The organism is Enterobacter sp. NFIX58 (genome assembly GCF_900110475.1).
Lineage (GTDB): Bacteria > Pseudomonadota > Gammaproteobacteria > Enterobacterales > Enterobacteriaceae > Enterobacter > Enterobacter quasiroggenkampii.
In genome coordinates this window covers 1-19476 of sequence record NZ_FODW01000002.1, presented here as the reverse complement: position 1 = coordinate 19476, position 19476 = coordinate 1, and the positions used below count along the sequence as shown (strand labels likewise).

The following is a 19476-nucleotide window of genomic DNA, read 5'->3' as shown; positions in this document are numbered from 1 at the left end:
AATAAGAAAGAGAAGCAGTATAACGTTACGTGACGCCTGCTCCAACCGTTGCATAACAACAAAGGCGCCTTCATGTTATACTCCGGCAAAATTCTGTGTATGTGTCGCTCATGGCGGCCCAACGTTTCTACTCAGGCGAGAGACAATGTTTGATAATTTAACCGATCGTTTGTCGCGCACGCTGCGCAACATCAGCGGCCGCGGACGCCTTACTGAAGAGAACATCAAGGAAACGCTGCGCGAAGTGCGCATGGCGCTGCTGGAAGCAGACGTCGCGTTGCCGGTTGTTCGTGATTTTATCAACCGCGTAAAAGAGAAGGCGGTTGGTCATGAAGTTAACAAGAGCCTGACCCCGGGTCAGGAGTTCGTCAAAATCGTTCGTAATGAACTGGTTTCGGCGATGGGCGAAGAGAACCAGGTGCTTAACCTGGCCGCTCAGCCACCGGCCGTGGTGCTGATGGCGGGCCTGCAGGGTGCGGGTAAAACCACCAGCGTCGGTAAGCTGGGTAAATTCCTGCGCGAAAAGCACAAGAAAAAAGTGCTGGTGGTCTCTGCGGACGTCTATCGCCCGGCGGCGATCAAGCAGCTGGAAACCCTGGCAGAGCAGGTTGGCGTGGATTTCTTCCCGTCCGACGTGGCGCAGAAGCCTGTCGACATCGTTAACGCCGCGCTGAAAGAGGCGAAGCTGAAATTCTACGACGTGCTGCTGGTGGATACCGCCGGTCGTCTGCACGTTGACGAAGCGATGATGGACGAAATCAAGCAGGTGCATGCCTCTATCAACCCGGTAGAGACCCTGTTTGTTGTCGACGCCATGACCGGTCAGGATGCGGCGAATACCGCGAAAGCGTTTAACGAAGCGCTGCCGTTAACCGGCGTGGTGCTGACCAAAGTGGACGGTGACGCCCGCGGCGGTGCGGCCCTCTCCATTCGTCACATCACCGGTAAGCCGATCAAATTCCTCGGCGTGGGCGAGAAAACCGAAGCGCTGGAGCCGTTCCACCCGGATCGTATTGCCTCCCGTATCCTCGGCATGGGCGACGTGCTGTCGCTGATCGAAGATATCGAGAGCAAGGTTGACCGCGCGCAGGCCGAGAAGCTGGCCAGCAAGCTGAAAAAAGGCGACGGTTTCGATCTGACCGACTTCCTTGAGCAGCTGCGTCAGATGAAAAACATGGGCGGCATGGCCAGCCTGATGGGCAAACTGCCGGGCATGGGCCAGATCCCTGACAACGTGAAAGCGCAGATGGATGACAAGGTGCTGGTGCGTATGGAGGCGATCATCAACTCGATGACGCTGAAAGAACGCGCTAACCCGGACATCATCAAAGGTTCCCGTAAACGCCGTATCGCAGCCGGTTGCGGCATGCAGGTGCAGGACGTTAACCGCCTTCTGAAACAGTTCGACGACATGCAGCGCATGATGAAGAAAATGAAGAAAGGCGGCATGGCGAAGATGATGCGCGGCATGAAAGGGATGATGCCTCCCGGTTTTCCAGGGCGTTAATCGCTTTTGAGATTGCTTTTTGCCCGAAAATGAGTAAAATTTTCGGGCTTTTAATATGACACCCGGGCTCCGTTCCTCGATGGGGCCCGGTTGTTTTATTCACACAAGAGGATGTTATGGTAACTATTCGTTTAGCACGTCACGGCGCTAAAAAGCGTCCGTTCTACCAGGTTGTTGTGACTGACAGCCGTAATGCACGCAACGGTCGCTTCATCGAGCGCGTTGGTTTCTTCAACCCACTGGCCGCTGGCGCAGAAGAAGAAACTCGTCTGGATCTGGATCGTATCGCTCACTGGGTTGGCCAGGGCGCTACTGTTTCCGATCGCGTTGCTACGCTGATCAAAGCAGCAAACAAAGCAGCTTAATCTGTCACGGTGGTCATGATGAGCAATAAAGCACCTGTTGAACCGATCGTATTGGGAAAAATGGGTTCTTGCTACGGTATCCGTGGTTGGCTCAGAGTGTTTTCCTCCACTGAAGACGCTGATAGCATTTTTGATTACCAGCCCTGGTTTATCCAGAAAGGCGGTAAGTGGGAAGAGGTCGAGCTGGAAAGCTGGCGTCACCACAATCAGGACATCATCATCAAGCTGAAAGGCGTTGACGATCGTGATGCCGCGAATGCGCTGACTAATTGTGAAATTGTCGTGGATTCGTCGCAGTTGCCACAGCTGGAAGAGGGCGACTACTACTGGAAAGACCTTATGGGCTGCCAGGTAGTCACTACCGAAGGCTACAGCCTGGGGAAAGTCATCGATATGATGGAAACCGGGTCAAATGACGTTCTCGTCATTAAGGCAAACCTGAAAGATGCATTTGGCATCAAGGAGCGGTTGGTTCCGTTCCTCGATGGACAGGTTATCAAGAAAGTCGATCTCACTACTCAAACCATTGAAGTAGATTGGGATCCTGGTTTTTAAATTCTCCGGATAAACGGTAAAAGACGGCGCTATGTGGATTGGCATAATTAGCCTGTTTCCTGAAATGTTCCGCGCGATTACCGATTACGGGGTAACTGGCCGGGCAGTAAAGAATGGCCTGCTGAGCATCCAGAGCTGGAGTCCTCGTGACTTTACTCATGACCGGCACCGTACCGTGGACGATCGTCCTTACGGCGGCGGACCGGGGATGCTAATGATGGTGCAACCCTTACGGGACGCCATTCACACAGCAAAAGCCGCGGCAGGTGAAGGCGCAAAAGTGATTTATCTGTCACCTCAGGGACGCAAGCTTGATCAAGCGGGCGTGAGCGAACTGGCGACGAATCAAAAGCTGATTCTGGTCTGTGGGCGCTACGAAGGGATAGATGAGCGCGTAATTCAAACCGAGATTGACGAAGAATGGTCTATCGGCGATTACGTTCTCAGCGGTGGTGAGTTACCGGCAATGACGCTGATTGACTCTGTCGCCCGGTTTATTCCGGGTGTTCTGGGCCATGAAGCTTCGGCAACGGAAGATTCCTTTGCCGATGGGTTGCTGGACTGTCCACACTATACTCGTCCTGAAGTGTTAGAAGGGATGGAGGTCCCGGCAGTGTTACTGTCTGGAAACCATGCCGAGATACGTCGCTGGCGTTTGAAGCAGTCGCTGGGCCGAACCTGGCTTAGAAGACCTGAACTTCTGGAAAACCTGGCTCTGACTGAAGAGCAAGCAAAGTTGCTGGCCGAGTTCAAAACTGAACACGCGCAACAGCAGCATGAACATGATGGGAATGCGTAATACGCTCCCGAATATCAGTTTACCCAGGATAAGAGATTAAATTATGAGCAACATTATTAAGCAACTTGAACAAGAGCAGATGAAGCAGGACGTACCTTCCTTCCGTCCAGGTGACACCGTGGAAGTGAAAGTATGGGTTGTTGAAGGTTCCAAAAAACGTCTGCAGGCATTCGAGGGCGTGGTTATCGCTATTCGTAACCGCGGTCTGCACTCTGCATTCACTGTTCGTAAAATTTCCAACGGCGAAGGCGTTGAGCGTGTCTTCCAGACTCACTCTCCGGTAGTTGACAGCATTGCTGTTAAACGTCGTGGTGCTGTACGTAAAGCTAAACTGTACTACCTGCGTGAGCGTACTGGTAAGTCTGCTCGTATTAAAGAGCGTCTGAACTAAGATTCGCTTAAGCGACATCCTGTTAGAAAGGGCTGGCCGAAAGGCTGGCCCTTTTTTTATCCTATCGCACCTCTCGCGTTAACCCTTTCGTCATAAATCATTTACAATGCTTGCCTCTTGAATGGAGGGGACGTGGATAACGTACTGCATCAGCCTGACCGGAAACGCGCAGCGGCTTTGACCGCGCTGTTCGCGATCCTGCTGATCGTGGTAGCACCCCTTATCTCCGTCTCGTTGCAGAAAGATCCCATGAGCGCCATGCCGGGCATGCATCATGACATGAGCATGATGTCGATGGACGAGCATCACGGCGATATGCCGCACACGATGCCTGTCGACCATGCGGAAGCGTGCGGCTACTGCGTGCTGTTAGCGCATGTCCCTGGCGTGATGCTGGCGCTCATCGTCCTGCTCAGTGTGGTGCTGCAGAGGCTTCGTGTTAAGCCGCCGCGTCAGGCGGTCAACCACTGGCACTTCTTCCCCTGGCTTTACCCTGATACCCGCGCGCCGCCGCGGCAGTCTGCTTTTTCCCAATAAAAAATATCGATAACTTTTTGCCTTAAAAAGGAAAAGTATGACTACCTGCACCTCGCGCGCGGCATGGGGAAACCTGCTGCGTCGCCTTCATTTCTACGTTGGGCTGTTTGTCGGCCCGTTTATCTTCTTTGCCGCGCTGACCGGGACGCTGTATGTGGCGACCCCACAGTTGGAAAACGCACTCTACCGGCACGCGCTCCACGCGGATTCCGTGGGTGAGCCGCAGCCTCTGGCGGAACAAATTGCCGTGGCGGAAAAAACCGTTGGATCAGATTTACGTTTGCACGCCGTTCGTCCGGGGCTGGTTGCGGGCGAAACCACCCGCGTGATGTTCGCTGACCCGAAACTTGGGCCATCGGAGAACCGGGCTATCTTTATCGATCCGGTGAGCCTGGCGGTGCTGGGAGATCTGACGGTATACGGCACCAGCGGGATTTTACCTCTGCGTCAGACTATTGATTACCTGCATACGTCCCTGATGCTGGGCGACATTGGGCGCCTCTACAGCGAGCTTGCGGCCTCGTGGATGTGGGTTGCCGCGCTGGGCGGTATTGCCCTGTGGTTTTATACCCGACCCAAAAGACGGATCAACAATCGCTTCCAGAACCGGCGTCGGGTGCACGTGACGCTGGGCTGGGTTCTGCTGGGTGGAATGCTGCTGTTCTCCGCAACCGGCCTGACCTGGTCCCAGTGGGCTGGCGGGAACGTGGATAAGCTGCGTGCAGAGATGAACTGGCTCACCCCGCAGGTGAACACGACGCTATCCGGCCAACATGAGGTTATGGATGAACATGCCGAACACCGTGGTCATCACGGTGGAATGATGATGCCGGAAATGGCGATGGATTTGACGCTGTTTGACGGGGTGTTAAGCGCGGCGCGTCACGCGGGAATTGATGCCAGCAAGCTGGAGATCCGCCCGGCGAAAACGAGGGATCGTGCCTGGACCGTGACGGAAATCGATCGCAGCTGGCCGACCCAGGTGGACGCCGTTGCGGTAGATCCCCATACGATGCAGATCCTGGACAGAACCCGATTCGAGGATTTTCCGTTAATGGCCAAACTGACCCGCTGGGGCGTGGATTTCCATATGGGGATCTTATTCGGCCTGGCAAATCAGCTGCTGCTCGTGGCGTTCGGCCTCGCCCTGTGCGTGCTCATTATCTGGGGATACCGGATGTGGTGGATACGTCGTCCTGCGCAATCGGCAGTGAGTCCGGTACAGACGCTTTGTCAGAGCTGGCTGGCGCTGTCAGGATGGGGAAGAGGCGTTACGGCGATGGTTAGCCTGCTGCTGGGGCTGTGCTTGCCCGTTATGGGCGTGAGTCTGGCGCTGTTTGTTCTGGTGGACTGGCTTCGCTGGCGAGCGGCAACCAGGCTGACGCTCGCCGAATCATCCGCTAAATAACCCTATGGCGTGCTGATCACCACTGCGACGCGGCGGTTTTCAGCGCGCCCTTGCGGGGTACTGTTGCTCGCAACAGGGTATTTTTGACCTAATCCCCGCGTGGTGAGATTGCTGCGCGGGATATTTGCCCCCTTCGCCCAGGCGTCGGCCACTGCGTTGGCGCGTTTTAACGACAGCGCTTCGTTGTAGCTTTCTTCCCCGTAGTTATCCGTGTGACCGTCCATTCGCGCGTGGTTCAGGCCGGTTTCGGCCAGGCGAGAGGCCATGGACTGGATCTGCGTTTCACTTTCCGGGCGCAGTCGGGCGTCATTTTTATCAAAGAGGATGGTGTCCGACATGCCAAGCGACCAGTCACCGTTCAGTTCGTTAAAACCGTAAGACTTCATCGCCGCAATTTGCTCAGGAGTGAATTTGCCTTCCGGCGGCGACTGACAGCCTGCCAGAACCAGTGAGGCCAGTACTAACGGCGCGAAGTAACGTTTTAACATAGTGTATCCTTTCTAACTTATTGTTTTCGTACGCTGGTTTTTAACCTGGTACATATTGCGGTCAGCCCTCTCCAGTAATGCTTCCACGGAAGCATTTTCCCACGCCAGAGCAAAGCCAATGCTGAGTGACATCGATGCTTTTTGTCCGTTATGAAGATCAAACGGACGGATAAACTGCTGCGAAAGCGCAGCACAAATGTGTTGAACCTCAAGCTCGGAGTGAACGCCGTACAGCACCATGGCAAATTCGTCTCCGCCAAGACGGTAAGACTGATGACGTTTGTCGCCAAACTCCATCATCCTGCTGGCGACTTCGATCAGCACACAGTCTCCTGCCGCGTGTCCCCAGGTGTCGTTAATAAACTTAAAATTATCACCGTCGAGGAAGAGCAGGGCCGAGTTTGTTCTGGCTGAAGGGTCGTTCATTAATGCCGCAATGCTGTTACGAAACGCCGCGCGGTTGGCAAGACCGGTAAGCGGGTCGTGCATGGCGGTCCGCAACAGCTGAGCGTTCTTCGCCTGAAGCTTCAGTTGCCACTCTTCCATTTCGTCCAGAAGACTGTTGAAGTCCTCGCCAAACTGGTGAAATTCTTCGATACGGCCGTCTTTCACCCGACGGGAGAAGTTGCGGTTCGTGCGTACGTCATGCACGACGTCGGTAATGTTCTGCAGGGCCGTGACCATTCCACGATGCAAAGACTGGGTAATGATGAGCGCGACGACGGCGGCAAAGAGAATGCAGCCGGTCAGTACGGCAAACGACGTCCAGATGAAATGGCTGATCAAACTGTCGCGTGCGGTAAGGCGGATTTCGCCGATCGTTAAGCCGTTATGCATGATGGGCTGCGCAACCGGTACGGGGAAAAGCCAGCGACTGACCAGCGCGCCCAGCGTGTCGTTGTTATCCTCCGGGTTCCAGGACCAGTAGGCGAACCGCTTTTTATGCGCGTTAATCACCTCCGCTGCGGCAAACTGCCCCTGTTTGCCCAGGGCGGCAAGCGTTTCGTTGGCCGCCAGCGAGTCGTTGAAAACCAGCGAGGCTTCCAGGCTGTGGCTCATTGTGGCGCCGGTTAATTCGAGATTCTTTTGCGCGTATTGTTTTAACGTCACGACGGAAGCAAAACAGAGCAACAGCCATATTAACGTCATGGTAATAATGACGCTTATCATGCTGTTTCGCCTCAACGTTCTTTTAAACGTCGGACGTGGCGTTGATGTGAAATCTTTATCCATGCTGCTTATTCCGTGCCAGCATTAATACATCCGGATTGACTCTTACGCCACTGCGCGTCAATGCATCCAGGTTGACGGAAAACCGTACCTGGCCGCGATCGATCATCAGGCAAAAGGCACTGCCAATTACACATTCCGGATTTTGCTCTGAGATTAATAGCAACGCTCTGCCCTGATATTGACTTATTAATTCAAGTTGTTTTGCCGGTGATTCAGACCCGAAATATATCGCATCGCACGTCGCGGCCAGGGCTTCCCGATCGTTACGTACAATAACGGGAGTATAGGGTAACTCGTTGTGCCCTTCGTCGCCGCTGAGCGCGTGTGTATAGTGAGAAGTGGCATAGACGCAAAGTCTGGGCTGCCCGGATAGTGACGGCCATCGCGTATAGCTCACAATGCCTGAGACAATCGAACGTACCGATTTATCCGTTTCCGTAAGCGTGCCTGCCGTCGCTGGGCCCACCATAAGGAACAGCATTAACACCAGAGTGAGTCGGAAAAAAGAGATCAAGAATAAATTTCTCACCAGAATCCGCCACATCGCTCCGGAAATAGATGTCCTTAAGAGTTGCGGGCAGAATACCATTGTTTATCAGAGCCGTCATTATGTCAGAAATAGCCTCAGGCCAACCTAAGCTAAATCCTACTGTTGTTTATTTTCCGGTGGTTAAAAGCAGACTTAATTGAGTCTGCTGGAACGCATACCTTCATCCATTCCTTTTTGCCATGACGCACGCAGTTTTGTCGCGTTTTCAACAGTATCGCAACTGGCAGGGAAAGATTTGCCCGCTAATCCCCAGGCGTGAATAAACCCTTCTTCGCAGACTCTCTTCTGACCATCGGCATAGCCGCGAAGATATTCACTACGATCAACGTGGGTGTCGTTAAAACTATCGGCCAGGGTCTGGTTATCTTTAACCGGCAGGCCATTCATGGCGTCTTCTTTACCGGCATCAAACCAGGATGGACTGGTCCAGTCGGGCTGGAAGGTGTAAGGATTGATCTGGCAGCCCGTTAAAAACAGCGACAACAGCGTGAGAGCAATTGAACGCATAGCCATTCTCCTTTTTTCTTCAGCATAGCCTGGCTTAAGAAAATATGTCTGTAATTTAAACTTTACGTTTTTATCGGCTGATTTTTGCAATAAATTGGCTTCTGTAAACTAATGTGTACGTATTTTGGATTGAAATGTTTACTTTTTATGGTATCGTGGTCTCACCTCATTGAGGAAAACAACTATCGCAAACGAGCTTTACAGGATCGCCATCATGCAAAAAGACGCGCTGAACAACGTACATATCACTGACGAACAGGTTTTAATTACTCCGGATCAACTGAAAGCGGAATTTCCGCTGAGCGTCGCGCAGGAGGCTCAGATTGAGCACTCGCGTCAGACCATTTCAAATATCATCGCCGGCCGCGATCCGCGCCTGCTGGTGGTGTGTGGTCCTTGCTCCATTCACGATCCTGAAACCGCCATTGAGTACGCTCGTCGATTTAAAGCATTAGCGGAGGAGGTCAGCGATAGCCTCTATCTGGTGATGCGCGTCTATTTTGAGAAGCCACGTACCACCGTCGGCTGGAAAGGGTTGATTAACGATCCGCACATGGATGGCTCGTTTGATGTGGAAGCAGGTCTGAAGATTGCGCGTCGCCTGCTGGTGGAGCTGGTCAGCATGGGGCTGCCGCTGGCAACCGAAGCGCTGGATCCGAACAGCCCGCAATACCTTGGCGATCTGTTCAGCTGGTCCGCGATTGGCGCGCGTACCACGGAATCGCAAACCCACCGCGAGATGGCGTCTGGTCTGTCGATGCCGGTTGGTTTTAAAAACGGTACCGATGGCAGTCTGGCGACGGCGATCAACGCCATGCGCGCGGCCGCCATGCCGCACCGTTTCGTCGGTATCAACCAGGCGGGCCAGGTTTGCCTCCTGCAAACGCAGGGCAACCCGGACGGTCACGTGATCCTGCGCGGCGGGAAAGCCCCGAACTACAGCCCGGCGGACGTGGCGCAGTGTGAAAAAGAGATGGAGCAGGCGGGACTGCGCCCGGCACTGATGGTAGATTGCAGTCATGGTAATTCGAATAAAGATTACCGTCGCCAGCCTGCGGTTGCGGAATCCGTGGTCGCACAGATCAAAGATGGCAATCGTTCGATTATCGGTCTGATGATTGAGAGCAATATTCATGAAGGCAATCAATCATCTGAACAACCGCGCAGCGCCATGAAGCACGGCGTCTCCGTGACGGATGCCTGCATCAGCTGGGAGACCACCGATGCGCTGCTGCGTGAGATCCATAAAGATTTAAACGGCCATCTGGCGACGCGTCTGGCTTAAGAGGGTAGTTATGGTTGCTGAATTGACCGCACTGCGCGATCAAATTGATGAAGTGGATAAGGCGCTGCTGGATCTGCTGGCGCGCCGCATGGCCCTGGTTGCCGAAGTCGGTGAGGTGAAAAGCAAATACGGCTTGCCGATCTACGTCCCGGAGCGCGAGGCCTCCATGCTGGCCTCCCGTCGCAAAGAGGCGCAGGCGCTGGGCGTTTCGCCGGACTTGATTGAGGACGTTCTGCGTCGCGTGATGCGGGAGTCCTATTCCAGTGAAAACGACAAGGGCTTCAAAACCCTCTGTCCGACCCTGCGTCCGGTGGTGATTGTCGGCGGTGCAGGACAGATGGGGCGCCTGTTTGAAAAAATGCTGACCCTTTCGGGCTATCAGGTGCGCATTCTGGAAAAAGAGGACTGGGCCCAGGCGCCGGAACTCATGAAAGATGCCGGGATGGTTATCGTCAGCGTGCCGATCCACGTGACGGAGCAGATCGTCGGGAAGCTTCCTCCTTTACCGAAAGACTGTATCCTGGTGGATCTGGCCTCCGTCAAAAATGGTCCGCTACAGGCTATGCTGGCGGCGCATACGGGGCCAGTGCTGGGTCTGCACCCAATGTTTGGCCCGGACAGCGGCAGCCTGGCTAAGCAGGTGGTGGTTTACTGCGACGGTCGTCAGCCGGAAGCCTATCAGTGGTTCCTGGAACAGATTCAGGTATGGGGCGCACGGCTGCACCGCATCAGCGCGGTTGAGCACGACCAGAACATGGCGTTCATTCAGGCGCTGCGCCACTTTGCCACGTTTGCCTACGGCCTGCATCTGGCGGAAGAGAACGTGCAGCTTGAACAGTTGCTGGCGCTCTCTTCACCTATCTATCGTCTGGAGCTGGCGATGGTCGGGCGCCTGTTCGCGCAGGATCCGCAACTGTACGCGGATATTATTATGTCCTCGGAAAATAACCTGGCGCTGATCAAGCGCTACTATCAGCGCTTTGGTGAAGCCATTACGCTGCTGGAGCACGGAGACAAGCAGGCGTTTATCGACAGCTTCCGCAAGGTCGAGCACTGGTTTGGCGATTACGCGCAGCGTTTCCAGAATGAGAGCCGGACGTTGTTGCGCCAGGCAAATGACAGTCGCCAGTAATGCGATGATGTATATACTGAAAGCCAGCAATGCTGGCTTTTTTCATTTTGGGGAACTGTCATGGCCGAACCGCAGCTGCTGTTGAATTACACCGGGCATTTGCCTGAATGCCCGACGTGGAGCGCCGACGAGCACGCGCTCTACTGGGCCGATATTCTGGAAGGAGAGATCCACCGCTACCATCTGCCGACGGCGGAACACACCGTGCTTTCTTTCCACGAGGAGGTGGGCTGTTTCGCGCTGCGCGAGCGCGGCGGGTTTATCGTCGCCATGCGCAATGGCATCTGGCTTGCCGATAAGCATGGCCTTCTGCAGCGCAAGGTGTGCGACAACCCCTCTAACCCGCAGCTGGCGCGTTTTAACGATGGGGGTACCGACCATCAGGGCCGGTTCTATGCGGGCACGTTCTGGGGACCCGGAGATTACAACGGTGCCCTGCTGATGCGCATCGACAACGACCTGACGCCGAAGGTGATCCAGTGCGATATTCACGGGCACAACGGCTTAGCGTTTAGCCCGGATAAGCAGTGGATGTTTACCTCAGACACGCCAAACGGTGTGATTTACCGCACCCCGCTTGATGAGCAGGGCGAACCGGGTAAGCGAGAGGTGTTTCGTCAGTTTAAAGAGGGCGAGGGGATACCGGACGGCGCGGCGATGGATGTGGAAGGTTGCTACTGGAGCGCGCTGTTTGACGGCTGGCGCATCGCGCGTTTTTCACCGCAAGGGGAGCAACTGGAAGAATACCGTATGCCGGTACGTTGTCCGACGATGGTTTGCTTTGGCGGCGATGATATGAAAACGCTGTTTATTACCACCACGCGGGAAAATATGGATGCGGAGGAGGTGGCGAAATATCCGCTCTCCGGCGCCATCTTCACCCTGCCGGTGAGCGTGGCAGGGATGAAGAAAAGCCGCTTTATCGAACGTTAGATCGGATCGACCGGGACGACGTTTTCGCTCGGATAGCAGCCCAGCACTTTCATGGAGCGGGTGATTTCGCCCAGCTCGCGCAGGGCTTTCTGCATGGAAGCAGACTCGAGGTTGGCCTGGATATCGAGGTAGAACATCTCTTCCCATGGGTTACCGTGGATTGGGCGCGATTCCAGCCGGGTCATGATCAGGTTGTGATTACGCAGTACCAGCAGGGCTTCAACCAGCGCACCGGCCTGTTGGCCGGTGGCCATCAGCAGCGTGGTTTTGGCCGGTACCTGGTCAGACACATTGATTGCCTTGCGGGCCAGCACCACGAAGCGGGTAATGTTTTGCGTCTGGTTTGCCAGGTTGCGTTCCAGCACCTGTAAACCATACAGCGCGCCGCCCGCTTCGCTGCCCAGCGCCGCGACGGTGGGAGAGTTCGCCTGGGCGACTTTTTCCATCGCCGCCGAGGTGCTTTCGGTGTACTCAATTTTCCAGTTCGGATAGCGGTTCAGGAACTGGCTGCACTGCTGGAACGGCTGCGGGTGGCTGTAGACGGTTTCGATCGTGTTCAGGTCCGTTGAGCCGGAGACCAGCACGCAGTGATCGATAGGAATCGTCAGCTCGCCGACCAGCGACAGGCTGGTGTGCTGGAGCAAGTCGTAGACATCGTTGATGGCGCCGGAGCTGGTGTTTTCAATCGGCACCACGGCGTAATCCGCCTGGCCGGTCTCGACCTGGTTAAAAATGTCGGCAAACTTCGCGCAGCCGCTTTCAATAAATTCTTCGAAATGGCGAGCGGCATACTGACGTGCGGCCAGGTGAGAATAGGAGCCCTTTGGCCCGAGGAAAGCGATACGCGCAGAGTGCGGATTGGTTTTATTGAGATGCTGCTGCAGTAGCGCTTGCTGGGTCAGAACGGAATCTTCGATGATGAGTTGGAACAACCGGGTGATGTAGTGGGCATCGAGGTGATGCGCTTTGCCGAGCTGAATGAGCCGTTCCAGCAGATCCCGCTCGCGGTCGATATCACGGACCGGACGATGGGAGTCCAGCTTGGCTTTACCCACTTCAACGGCAAGGGCGCGGCGTTCGGCCAGCAGCGCCAGCAGTTTCTCATCCAGCGCGCTGATTTTTACTCGCAGATCCAGTAACGGGTTTTCCGGTGTCATAGTGTTGCCTGTCTCATCTTATCGTTATCAATAAAAAAGGCCCCCCGGTGTGGGAGGCCTTGTTGTTCGTCTTCGCATTCTTTATCACACGACGAAACGCCTCCCGTTCAGGGGAAGGTAAAAAAGAATGCGAAGAAGAACGGCGTAAGTTTCATAAAGTCATCCTGTGAGCGATACCGTTAAAGTACCCGTACTGTTTTCACCCTGTCAATAAAAAACAAAAAACGCGCCCGAAGGCGCGTTGGCGGTACACTCAATTTAAAGGATTACTCTTCTTCAACTTCTTCCGCGAAGCTGGCGTCTTTCACCGACGTTGTGGCGCGACGGGCTTCACCTTTGTGTTGCACTTTATTGAGCTGCCGTTCCAGCTTGTTGATCAAATCGTTAATAGCGGTGTACATATCCTCATGTTTTGCGCTGGCGACCAGATGGCCGTTTGGAGTATTGATAGTTGCGTCAGCGATGAAACCCTGCGGCTCCTTGGACAGGATGATATGTGGATTAATCAAATGTGTTTGCCATTTATCCAGTTTGGCGAGACGGTCTGCGACGTGCTGGCGAATTGCCGGAGTAATTTCCATTTGTTTACTGGTAATGTTCATTGTCATAAATTTTACCTCTTGTCTTTCCGTCTTGGTGATTCCAGCATACCCGACCTAATGTCAAAATGTGTGATTTAGATCACGTTATTTTGTCGGTTTTTGTCAGGGAATCTTTTTTGTGAGGCAGGGCAGGAAGAGGTGAGATTTACCTTGTAGAAGGCATAAATTGGGACCATAGTTGACAGGATGTGTTGAGGCTAACGCGCTTCAGCGACGCTCAGAAACGAATAAAAAAACGGCAGCCTTCGGGCTGCCGTTTTGCATTGAGGCAAAATCAGGTGTTGCTGCTGTTCGCGGCGATGATTTTCGCCACTTTTTCAGCCTGAGCGGTCATCTGCATCTGACGGTAAGCATTTTCCATCAGCTTCAGGCCGTCGCGCGTTGCCTGAGTATCCGGGTAATCACGCAGCATACCTTCTACGCGGTTAACCACGGCAACCCATGCGCCACGGCGGGTATAATATTCCGCCACGGAGTATTCATATTTCGCCAGACGATCTTTCAGGAACACCAGACGTTTGGTGGCGTCGGTCACGTACTGGCTGTTCGGATAGCCGCGCACCAGCTTGGAGAAGTCATTGAAAGCATCACGCGCATGCTGCGGGTCACGGTCGGAACGATCCACGCCGAAGAAGCCCTGCAGCGCACTGTCGTCCAGCGCCATGTTGGTGAGGCCGCGCATGTACATCACGTAGTCGATGTTAGGATGAGTCGGGTTCAGACGCATGAAACGATCGATGGTTGCCTGAGCCAGCGGCAGATCGGCATTTTTATAGTATGCGTAGATGAGATCTAACTGTACCTGCTGCGAATACGGACCAAATGGATAGCGATTATCCAACGCTTCCAGTTGCGTTATCGCCTGTTTCCAGTTACCGTCCTGCAACTTTTGTTGTGCAGTCGCATAGATTTCATTCGGCGGATTGTCAGGGACCTGTTCATTTGAACCGGAGCAGCCCACCAAAGCCAGGCTCAACGTGGCCGCTGCCACCAGATATTTCATGCGCGTCATGACGTTTTGACTTTCCTCAAATGTTTGTCCGGGAGAAACTCTGTTCCTGCTCCCGATTAAGACCAGCTACAATAGCACACTATATTAAACGGCAAAGCCGTAAAACCCAACGTTAAACGAAGAAGCAGTTTATGGCACAACGAGTAGAACTCACCGCAACAGTCTCCGAAAATCAGCTCGGTCAACGCTTAGATCAGGCTTTGGCCGAATTGTTCCCTGATTATTCGCGTTCACGCATAAAAGAATGGATCCTTGACCAGCGCGTGATGGTAAACGGCAAGATCTGGGACAAACCAAAAGAGAAGGTGTTAGGTGGGGAAGCTGTCGCCATCAATGCTGAAATCGAAGAGGAAATCCGCTTCGAGCCGCAGGATATCCCACTGGACATCGTCTATGAAGATGATGACATTCTGGTGATCAACAAGCCGCGCGACCTGGTTGTTCACCCGGGTGCGGGAAACCCTGACGGTACGGTACTTAACGCACTTCTCCATTATTATCCGCCGATCGCGGATGTTCCGCGCGCGGGCATCGTGCACCGTCTGGATAAAGACACTACCGGTCTGATGGTGGTGGCGAAGACCGTTCCTGCTCAGACCCGTCTGGTGGAATCGCTGCAGCTGCGCGAAATCACCCGTGAGTATGAAGCGGTAGCCATTGGGCATATGACCTCTGGCGGGACGGTAGAAGAGCCTATCAGCCGTCACCCGACCAAGCGAACCCATATGTCGGTGCATCCGATGGGTAAACCGGCGGTGACACACTATCGCATTATGGAGCATTTCCGTATCCATACGCGTCTGCGTCTGCGTCTGGAGACCGGACGTACCCACCAGATCCGCGTGCATATGGCCCACATTACCCATCCGCTGGTGGGGGATCAGGTCTACGGTGGTCGTCCTCGTCCGCCTAAAGGCGCATCGGATGAGTTCATCAGCGTATTGCGTAAATTCGACCGTCAGGCGCTGCACGCGACCATGCTGCGTCTTTACCATCCTATCACCGGCATTCAGATGGAGTGGCATGCGCCTATCCCGCAGGATATGGTGGACCTTATTGATGCCATGCGTGCTGATTTCGAAGAACATAAGGATCAAGTGGACTGGTTATGACCAAACTGATTGTCCCGGAGTGGACATTGCCTGCCGGCGTGGCTGCCTGCAGTTCAACCCGTATTGGCGGTGTTAGCCAGGGCGCGTGGGCGTCGTTGAACCTCGGCGCACACTGTGGCGATAACCTGGAACACGTGGAAGAGAACCGCAGGCGTCTGTTTGCTGCGGGGAACCTGCCTTCAAATCCGGTCTGGCTGGAACAGGTTCATGGCAAGGCGGTGCTGAAGTTGACGGGGGAACCCTATGCTTCTAAACGTGCTGATGCCTCTTACAGCAATACTCCGGGAACCGTTTGTGCCGTAATGACCGCCGATTGTCTGCCGGTGCTGTTCTGCAACCGCGCAGGCACCGAGGTGGCTGCAGCACACGCGGGCTGGCGTGGACTGTGTGAAGGCGTGCTGGAAGAAACCGTCGCCTGCTTTAAGGATGAGCCCGCCAATATTATGGCCTGGCTTGGCCCGGCCATTGGTCCTCGCGCTTTTGAAGTGGGGCCGGAGGTTCGCGAAGCCTTTATGGATAAAGATCCGCAAGCGGCGGACGCCTTCCTGCCTTCTGGAGATAAATATCTGGCCGATATTTACCAGCTTGCTCGTCAGCGCCTGAACAGCGTCGGCATAACGCAGATCTTCGGCGGCGATCGCTGCACATTCACCGAAAAGGGTGATTTTTTCTCTTATCGCCGCGACAAGACGACGGGGCGTATGGCAAGTTTCATTTGGCTGATATAACCTAAAGAATCAAGACGATCCGGCACGTGCCGTTTTCTTTTCACATAATTCAGGTCATTAACCTTGAATAATTGAGGGATGACCTCATTTAATCTCCAGTAGCAAATTTGACCTGTTATGGGAGGAGTTATGCGTCTGGATCGTCTTACTAATAAATTCCAGCTTGCTCTCGCCGATGCCCAGTCCCTCGCACTGGGGCACGACAACCAATTTATCGAACCTCTTCATTTAATGAGCGCCTTGCTGAATCAGGAAGGGGGATCGGTACGTCCTTTATTAACGTCCGCTGGCATTAATGCTGGCCAGTTACGCACCGCTATCGATCAGGCGCTGAGCCGTTTACCGCAGGTCGAAGGGACCGGCGGCGACGTTCAGCCGTCGCAGGATCTGGTGCGCGTCCTGAACCTTTGCGACAAGCTGGCGCAAAAACGTGGGGACAATTTTATTTCGTCAGAGCTGTTTGTTCTGGCGGCGCTTGAATCACGCGGTACCTTGACCGACCTGCTGAAATCCGCCGGTGCGACCACCGCCAATGTGACTCAGGCGATTGAGAATATGCGCGGAGGTGAAAGCGTGAACGATCAGGGAGCCGAAGACCAACGTCAGGCTTTGAAGAAATTTACGGTCGATCTGACCGAGCGTGCTGAACAGGGCAAACTTGACCCGGTGATCGGCCGTGATGAAGAAATCCGTCGTACCATTCAGGTACTGCAGCGTCGTACCAAGAACAACCCGGTACTGATAGGTGAACCGGGGGTCGGTAAAACCGCCATCGTTGAAGGGCTGGCGCAGCGTATTGTGAACGGTGAAGTGCCAGAAGGGCTGAAAGGCCGCCGCGTACTGGCGCTGGACATGGGCGCGCTGGTGGCCGGTGCGAAATACCGCGGCGAGTTCGAAGAGCGTCTGAAAGGCGTGCTTAATGACCTGGCGAAGCAGGAAGGCAACGTTATCCTGTTTATCGATGAGCTGCACACGATGGTCGGTGCCGGTAAGGCAGACGGCGCGATGGATGCCGGGAACATGCTGAAACCTGCGCTGGCGCGCGGTGAACTTCACTGCGTCGGTGCCACCACGCTGGATGAGTACCGTCAGTACATTGAGAAAGATGCTGCGCTGGAACGTCGTTTCCAGAAAGTGTTTGTTGCCGAGCCAAGCGTTGAAGATACCATCGCGATCCTGCGTGGTCTGAAAGAGCGCTATGAACTGCACCACCATGTGCAGATCACTGACCCGGCCATCGTTGCGGCGGCGACGCTTTCGCATCGTTATATTGCTGACCGTCAGTTGCCGGATAAAGCGATCGACCTGATTGATGAAGCGGCGTCGAGCATTCGTATGCAGATTGACTCGAAGCCGGAAGAGCTGGATCGACTCGACCGACGCATCATTCAGCTCAAGCTGGAACAGCAGGCGCTGAAGAAAGAGTCTGATGAAGCCAGTAAGAAACGCCTCGATATGCTCAATGAAGAACTGGACGATAAAGAGCGCCAGTATTCTGAGCTGGAAGAAGAGTGGAAAGCCGAGAAAGCCTCCCTTTCTGGTACGCAGACTATCAAAGCTGAACTCGAACAGGCAAAAATTGCCATTGAGCAGGCGCGACGCGTGGGCGACCTGGCGCGAATGTCAGAGCTGCAGTACGGCAAAATTCCTGAGCTGGAAAAACAGCTTGAGATCGCGACGCAGTCAGAAGGTAAAACGATGCGTCTGTTGCGTAATAAAGTGACGGATGCCGAGATCGCGGAAGTCCTGGCACGCTGGACCGGTATTCCCGTGGCGCGCATGCTGGAAGGCGAGCGTGAAAAACTGCTGCGCATGGAGAACGATCTCCACAATCGTGTGATTGGTCAAAATGAAGCGGTTGAAGCGGTATCGAATGCTATTCGTCGTAGCCGTGCAGGGCTGTCCGATCCGAACCGCCCGATTGGTTCGTTCCTGTTCCTGGGGCCGACCGGTGTCGGTAAAACCGAGCTGTGCAAAGCGCTGGCTAACTTTATGTTCGACAGCGACGATGCGATGGTGCGTATCGACATGTCCGAGTTTATGGAGAAACACTCCGTCTCGCGTCTGGTCGGGGCGCCTCCAGGATATGTGGGTTATGAAGAGGGTGGGTACCTGACAGAAGCGGTGCGTCGTCGTCCTTATTCCGTCATCCTGCTGGATGAGGTGGAAAAAGCGCATCCGGATGTGTTCAACATTCTGCTTCAGGTGCTGGATGATGGTCGTCTGACCGACGGGCAGGGGAGAACGGTCGACTTCCGTAATACGGTTGTCATTATGACCTCGAACCTGGGTTCCGATTTGATTCAGGAACGTTTCGGTGAACTGGACTACAGCCATATGAAGGATTTGGTGCTGGGTGTAGTAAGCCATAACTTCCGTCCGGAGTTCATCAACCGTATTGATGAAGTGGTGGTATTCCATCCTCTGGGTGAGAAACACATTGCGTCGATTGCGCAGATCCAGCTGCAGCGTCTGTACAAACGTCTGGAAGAGCGTGGATATGAAATTCACATCTCCGACGATGCGCTGAAGCTGCTGAGTAAGAATGGTTACGATCCGGTGTACGGTGCGCGTCCATTGAAACGCGCTATCCAGCAGCAGATCGAAAACCCGCTGGCGCAGCAGATCCTCTCCGGGGAGCTGGTTCCTGGCAAAGTTATCCGTCTGGAAGCCAACGACGATCGCATTGTGGCAGTGCAGTAAGTCACAAAACGCAAAAACGAGCCGCTTGCGGCTCGTTTTTGTTTAAAAACCAGGCGAAAATTGAGGTCTGGAGTCGGTTTTGCCTGGAAAGTGAGCGGTCAGTAAATAAATTTCACTTTATCCTTGCAGGTTCAGAATTACTCCCTATAATGCGCCTCCACTGACACGGAACAACGGCACACACGCCGCCGGGTCAGCAGAGAAAAGCGAAAATAAACGCTTGACTCTGAAGCGGGAAAGCGTAATATGCACACCCCGCGCCGCAGCGAAAACGAAGCGGCACTGCTCTTTAACAATTTATCAGACAATCTGTGTGGGCACTCAAAGTGACATGGATTCTTAATGTCTTCGGACAATAAATGAATACCAAGTCTCTGAGTGAACATACGTAATTCATTACGAAGTTTAATTCACGAGCATCAAACTTAAATTGAAGAGTTTGATCATGGCTCAGATTGAACGCTGGCGGCAG

21 protein-coding genes and 1 other annotated feature are annotated in these 19476 nt (G+C 54.1%); of the genes, 13 read left to right on the top strand and 8 right to left on the bottom strand.

What is annotated here, in order from left to right; translation table 11 throughout:
• Window positions 1–145: 145 nt before the first annotated feature.
• The 7 genes from ffh to BMW97_RS09665 all read left to right on the top strand — a co-directional run bounded on the left by ffh (window position 146) and on the right by BMW97_RS09665 (window position 5562).
• Window positions 146–1507, top strand: a complete 1362-nt coding sequence (ffh, locus tag BMW97_RS09695) for a signal recognition particle protein (RefSeq protein WP_014884878.1) — start codon at window positions 146–148, stop codon at window positions 1505–1507.
• Between the two features lie 116 nt (window positions 1508–1623).
• Complete coding sequence (rpsP, locus tag BMW97_RS09690; protein WP_003863133.1) at window positions 1624–1872, top strand: 30S ribosomal protein S16; 249 nt, start codon at window positions 1624–1626, stop codon at window positions 1870–1872.
• Window positions 1873–1887: 15 nt separating this feature from the next.
• On the top strand, window positions 1888–2427 hold the full coding sequence (gene rimM, locus BMW97_RS09685) for a ribosome maturation factor RimM (RefSeq protein ID WP_029741020.1): 540 nt from the start codon (window positions 1888–1890) through the stop codon (window positions 2425–2427).
• Window positions 2428–2458: 31 nt separating this feature from the next.
• Window positions 2459–3226, top strand: a complete 768-nt coding sequence (trmD, locus tag BMW97_RS09680; protein WP_008502493.1) for a tRNA (guanosine(37)-N1)-methyltransferase TrmD — start codon at window positions 2459–2461, stop codon at window positions 3224–3226.
• A gap of 43 nt (window positions 3227–3269) precedes the next feature.
• Window positions 3270–3617 carry a 50S ribosomal protein L19 gene (gene rplS, locus BMW97_RS09675; RefSeq protein WP_002914145.1) on the top strand — a complete coding sequence of 116 codons (348 nt, stop codon included), beginning with the start codon at window positions 3270–3272 and terminating at the stop codon, window positions 3615–3617.
• 132 nt (window positions 3618–3749) lie between these two features.
• Window positions 3750–4154, top strand: coding sequence for a DUF2946 domain-containing protein (locus BMW97_RS09670; RefSeq protein ID WP_045909262.1), 405 nt, complete (start codon window positions 3750–3752; stop codon window positions 4152–4154).
• A gap of 37 nt (window positions 4155–4191) precedes the next feature.
• On the top strand, window positions 4192–5562 hold the full coding sequence (locus BMW97_RS09665; RefSeq protein ID WP_045909261.1) for a PepSY-associated TM helix domain-containing protein: 1371 nt from the start codon (window positions 4192–4194) through the stop codon (window positions 5560–5562).
• A gap of 2 nt (window positions 5563–5564) precedes the next feature.
• Here BMW97_RS09665 and BMW97_RS09660 read toward each other — a convergent pair whose 3' ends face one another.
• From BMW97_RS09660 to BMW97_RS09645, 4 genes are all read right to left on the bottom strand, one after another.
• Window positions 5565–6050 carry an OmpA family protein gene (locus tag BMW97_RS09660; protein WP_045909260.1) on the bottom strand — a complete coding sequence of 162 codons (486 nt, stop codon included), beginning with the start codon at window positions 6048–6050 and terminating at the stop codon, window positions 5565–5567.
• Window positions 6051–6062: 12 nt separating this feature from the next.
• A complete protein-coding gene (gene dgcN / locus BMW97_RS09655) occupies window positions 6063–7283 on the bottom strand; it encodes a diguanylate cyclase DgcN/YfiN (protein WP_045909259.1) in 1221 nt (406 codons plus the stop codon).
• On the bottom strand, window positions 7276–7827 hold the full coding sequence (locus tag BMW97_RS09650; protein WP_198925595.1) for a regulatory sequestration protein YfiR: 552 nt from the start codon (window positions 7825–7827) through the stop codon (window positions 7276–7278). Before BMW97_RS09650 ends, dgcN begins: the two co-directional genes overlap by 8 nt.
• Before the next feature lie 138 nt (window positions 7828–7965).
• On the bottom strand, window positions 7966–8340 hold the full coding sequence (locus BMW97_RS09645; RefSeq protein WP_045909257.1) for a DUF2799 domain-containing protein: 375 nt from the start codon (window positions 8338–8340) through the stop codon (window positions 7966–7968).
• Between the two features lie 214 nt (window positions 8341–8554).
• Between BMW97_RS09645 and aroF the strand changes: the two genes are divergently transcribed.
• The 3 genes from aroF to BMW97_RS09630 are packed head-to-tail and all read left to right on the top strand — an operon-like array spanning window position 8555 to window position 11690.
• Entirely contained in the window at window positions 8555–9625 is a 1071-nt protein-coding gene (gene aroF, locus BMW97_RS09640; protein WP_045909256.1) for a 3-deoxy-7-phosphoheptulonate synthase AroF, read from the top strand.
• A gap of 10 nt (window positions 9626–9635) precedes the next feature.
• Window positions 9636–10757: a bifunctional chorismate mutase/prephenate dehydrogenase gene (gene tyrA, locus BMW97_RS09635; protein ID WP_008502473.1), complete on the top strand. Its 1122-nt coding sequence runs from the start codon at window positions 9636–9638 to the stop codon at window positions 10755–10757.
• 60 nt (window positions 10758–10817) lie between these two features.
• Window positions 10818–11690: an SMP-30/gluconolactonase/LRE family protein gene (locus BMW97_RS09630; protein ID WP_045909255.1), complete on the top strand. Its 873-nt coding sequence runs from the start codon at window positions 10818–10820 to the stop codon at window positions 11688–11690.
• On the opposite strand, the gene pheA is transcribed toward BMW97_RS09630, so the two are convergent.
• The 4 genes from pheA to bamD form a co-directional block, all read right to left on the bottom strand.
• Window positions 11687–12847: a bifunctional chorismate mutase/prephenate dehydratase gene (gene pheA / locus BMW97_RS09625; protein WP_021242003.1), complete on the bottom strand. Its 1161-nt coding sequence runs from the start codon at window positions 12845–12847 to the stop codon at window positions 11687–11689. The genes BMW97_RS09630 and pheA overlap by 4 nt on opposite strands.
• Window positions 12848–12877: 30 nt before the next feature.
• Window positions 12878–13003: a sequence feature (Phe leader region), on the bottom strand.
• Window positions 12955–13002, bottom strand: coding sequence for a pheA operon leader peptide PheL (gene pheL, locus BMW97_RS23860; RefSeq protein WP_100249759.1), 48 nt, complete (start codon window positions 13000–13002; stop codon window positions 12955–12957). Its footprint overlaps the feature before it by 48 nt.
• A 110-nt stretch (window positions 13004–13113) precedes the next feature.
• Window positions 13114–13455, bottom strand: coding sequence for a ribosome-associated translation inhibitor RaiA (raiA, locus tag BMW97_RS09620; protein ID WP_008502470.1), 342 nt, complete (start codon window positions 13453–13455; stop codon window positions 13114–13116).
• Window positions 13456–13723: 268 nt separating this feature from the next.
• On the bottom strand, window positions 13724–14461 hold the full coding sequence (gene bamD / locus BMW97_RS09615; protein ID WP_023308867.1) for an outer membrane protein assembly factor BamD: 738 nt from the start codon (window positions 14459–14461) through the stop codon (window positions 13724–13726).
• A gap of 131 nt (window positions 14462–14592) precedes the next feature.
• Between bamD and rluD the strand changes: the two genes are divergently transcribed.
• The 3 genes from rluD to clpB all read left to right on the top strand — a co-directional run bounded on the left by rluD (window position 14593) and on the right by clpB (window position 19004).
• The gene (gene rluD, locus BMW97_RS09610) at window positions 14593–15573 is read left to right on the top strand and encodes a 23S rRNA pseudouridine(1911/1915/1917) synthase RluD (protein WP_008502468.1); all 981 of its coding nucleotides are present in this window, start codon (window positions 14593–14595) and stop codon (window positions 15571–15573) included.
• The gene (yfiH, locus tag BMW97_RS09605; RefSeq protein WP_045909254.1) at window positions 15570–16301 is read left to right on the top strand and encodes a purine nucleoside phosphorylase YfiH; all 732 of its coding nucleotides are present in this window, start codon (window positions 15570–15572) and stop codon (window positions 16299–16301) included. The genes rluD and yfiH overlap by 4 nt, the downstream gene beginning before the upstream one ends.
• A 129-nt stretch (window positions 16302–16430) precedes the next feature.
• The gene (clpB, locus tag BMW97_RS09600; RefSeq protein WP_045909253.1) at window positions 16431–19004 is read left to right on the top strand and encodes an ATP-dependent chaperone ClpB; all 2574 of its coding nucleotides are present in this window, start codon (window positions 16431–16433) and stop codon (window positions 19002–19004) included.
• Window positions 19005–19476: the final 472 nt, after the last annotated feature.